The sequence below is a fragment of the Microcoleus sp. BM001215392 genome (assembly GCF_036700185.1).
GTDB lineage: Bacteria > Cyanobacteriota > Cyanobacteriia > Cyanobacteriales > Microcoleaceae > Microcoleus.
Map to the genome: position 1 here is coordinate 1 of NZ_JAUBOJ010000543.1, position 3,751 is coordinate 3,751.

Here is a 3,751-nt window from a genome sequence, read left to right on the forward strand (position 1 = left end):
GTCAGACAGATAAACACAGATAAACGCAGATAATTTTAGGGTGTTTTCCGATTTTGGCAATTCAAGTCTAGTACATCAAAAATCTCAAATCAAACAGCGTTCGATCCGATCGCCTATTCAAAAAATCGATTTGCAGTCAGAAACAAAAATCCTCAAAATTGCCAAACAAAGTCAATTTATTTGAAATTTGAGGATTTGAAATTTGAGAATTTGAAATTCATATAAATTGCCCAAATTCTTGGTACAGAAAAATAGTTGTGCGTGTTGATTTAGCAATAGCAAGCGCCACATCAGGCGCGGAGTTAAATAACCTGATAAAAACTAAACCGTTACAGATAAACCGTTTGATTCCAATATTTAACGGTTTATCGTGTCCGCTGGATTAACCGCACTACAAACAGTTCGTAGTGCCCACTTGAGTCCGCAGCATTCTACCAACCCAAGGATGAAGGAACTACAAACCATTTTTATTATGGTAATCAAGCGTTCTATAACCAAGCGAGCAACCTGCTTTCGGAGTCAACTGCCCACTGTCAACTGCCCACTGTCAACTGCCCACTGTCAACTGCCCACTGTCAACTGTCAACTGTCAACTATCAACTGTCAACTGCCCACAGTCAACTGTCAAGTCCCACCAAGCTTGCTACCACCGCCACCAACTCAGCAGGATCGACAGGCTTGGACAGGTGAAGCTGAAAACCTTGGCGCAGGGCCCATACCCGTTCCTCTACCCTACCAACCATCGTGAACGCCACCGCCGGAATTTCTCTGTTTCCAGATTGCGATCGCACTTGTCGGATTAAAGCTTCTCCATTTTGCGACTGCATCCCGATATCGATCGCCAACAAATCTGGATGCACCCGCGCCATCGCCTCCAAGGCTTCGATTCCTGAGACAGCCACCTCCACCTCGGCGCCACAATCTTCGAGCACCGTACGCACAAAATCTAGGGAATCTTCATCGCTATCGACTACCAAAACCCTTACTCCCTTAAGGTTGCTGCTGACAAACGACTCATTTACAGAAACTCTAGCCGGGGTTTCTGCAACCCTGAACTCTGCGGAAGAAGCAACAGAAAATTCGCCGTTGCTCCTTCGGTGTTTGACAGGCAATCTTACCGAAAACCTCGCTCCCTGTCCCTCTCCAGCCGATTCGGCTTGGACTGTTCCCCCGTGCATTTCCACAAAATGGCGCACCAAGGCCAAACCCAAACCCAATCCGTTGTACGATCGTGCCATAGAGCTGTCAGCTTGGCTGAACCGCTCGAAAACGTGCGGCAAAAACTCTCTAGCAATGCCTTGTCCCGTGTCGCTGACCTCAATTTCTACACTAGCTGGCGACACATTGTCACAGGAGGCGAATTGGACAGGCGGCACCGTTCCCTCCACCTTCCGCAGCGTCACCCTCACCTGTCCGCACTCAGGAGTAAACTTAATCGCATTCGACAGCAAATTCCACGCCACCTGCTGCAAGCGGCCCGAATCCCCAAAAATCAGCCCTGCTGTTTGGTCGAAATCCGTCACAATCTCAATATTTTTTGCTGCAATTGCGGGGGTGAGAGTTTCGATCGCACCTTCGACTGTCGAAATCAAATCTACCCACCGCAAATTCAGCGATAGTTTGCCGGTCATAATCTGCGACACGTCCAGCAAATCCTCAATTAACGTGCCCAGCGATCGCGTGTTGCGGTCGATCGTTTCCAGAGCCTTAACAGTCGTTTTTTCATCAAACTTGTGGTGGCGCAGCAGTTGCGCCCATCCCAGCATGGCATTCAACGGCGTCCGCAATTCGTGGGACAAAGTTCCGAGAAACTCATCTTTAATCCGGTTCGCCCGTGCCAATTCCTGCACTCGATCGTGCAGTTCTCTTTCCAACTCCTTGCGAACCGTCAAATCGAGAGTAAAAGCCACAGATTCTTGCCGCGTTTCCCCCAGCAAAATATACCCAAACAGTACCGGAATTCGGCTGCCATCGGGTCGCACGTACTCCTTTTCGTAAGGAGTGCAAACGCCCTCGGTCTTGGCCTCTGCGATGCCGATTTCGTCCAGCGGTAGGTACTCTGGCGGTGTGATGTCAATCCAGCGGAGTTCCCCGCGCTGCAATTGTTCCCGCGTGTAGCCAACCATCCGCAAAAATTCGTCATTCGCCTCACTGATACCACCGTCAACATCGCCGAACCAAATTCCGATCAAGTTAGATTCTGCCAACATTCTCAGCTTTTGTTGACTAGCTTTGAGTGCGGCTTCTGCTTGCTTGCGATCGGTAACATCTTGGATGTAAGCAGACACACCAGAATCGGAAGGATAAAAACGCACCTTCAACCATTTATTCCATGACGGGACGAATTCTTCATACTCTACTGTCACCTTTTCTGCTAACGCTTTAGTAGCAATTTTGTAAGATGGTAAATCCACTGCCCAAGGATATATTTCCCAAAGATTTTTTCCAAACAGTTCCGCTTGTACGTTGCCAAAAAGTTCTTGAGCTTTGTGGTTAATATAGGTGAATTTCCAGTTGGAATCGAAGGCAACAAAAGCGTCGGTAATGCTTTCGAGAATGTTAGTAATTCGAGCATTTGCCGATAATAGCGCTTGAGCTGTTTCTTCTGCTTGCTGGCGAGCTGCTTGTTCTCTCGACAAAGCAGCAGCGCGTTCTTGTTCTGCCTGTTTGCGATCGCTAATGTCGATGCAAGAACCGATGTAGCCTGCAAAAGTGCGATCGGGCCTGTAACGGGGTACGCCCGTACTCACAACCCAGCGATACTCCCCGTCATAGCGCTTCATGCGGTATTCGAGCCGATACTCTGTGCGATCGTCAAAGGCTTGAGAGTAAACATCCAAATATTCTGGCAAATCATCCGGGTGCAAGTTATCCATCCAGCCGCTGCCGATTTCTTGCGCCCAAGTTTTACCCGTAAACTCGAGCCAAACTTTGTTAAAGTAATCGCCGTATCGATCGGTATCCGACATCCAAATCATCACCGGTGCGGTATCGGCCATCATCCGAAATCTGGCTTCGCTCTCGATCCGCTGCGCTTGAGCGGCTTGGCGGTCTAGCCGCTCTCTCACGAACCGCAGGGCCCGCTCGATCGAAGGTACCAGGCGCGTCAAACGGCGTTTGAGAACGTAATCTGTAGCGCCACTTTTCAAAGTCTCAATTGCCACTTCCTCGCCCAAAGTAGCCGAGACAAAAATAAACGGCACTCCCGGACAAGTAGCGCGGGCGATCGAGAGTGCGGCTATCCCGTTAAAACAAGGCAGCATATAATCTGCCAAAATAATATCAAAACACTGTTTGTCAAGTGCTGCGATAAAGTCTTCCCGAGTTTCCACGCACTGTAAAGAAAAATCTAGATCGCCATCCATCAGATATGCCTCAATCAATTCGGCATCTTGGGGACTGTCTTCTACTAAGAGGATATTGAGCGTTTTCACAAAAATTCCTTAATATATTATTTTACAGAAAAATGCAATCGAAAGTCCTTGAATACTTCCATTATTTACCTAATTTGCATCGCCCTTCTCAAGAAAGGATAAAAAATGCTCAGCTTACTGCTGGAACCTCTGGGCCAGGAAAGCGACTGCATCCTGAGTTCCGATCGCAAAACAACTATCTTTCTTAGTTGCGAACACAGAAGAACCCGATTTATACGCAAAATCTCTGATACCATTTAAAAAAATAATGCAACTTTAGGCAAGGGGTGCATCTGGTTTTTGAAGCCTGAAGAAGCATGACCGCATATAAGTTATTA

Annotated in this window: 1 protein-coding gene; it reads right to left on the reverse strand. The window is 47.9% G+C overall.

Going from position 1 to position 3,751, the window contains the following annotated elements; genetic code table 11:
- Nucleotides 1–617: 617 nt before the first annotated feature.
- Nucleotides 618–3,434, reverse strand: coding sequence for a PAS domain S-box protein (locus QT974_RS32315; protein WP_333472453.1), 2,817 nt, complete (start codon nucleotides 3,432–3,434; stop codon nucleotides 618–620).
- Between the last annotated feature and the right edge of the window lie 317 nt (nucleotides 3,435–3,751).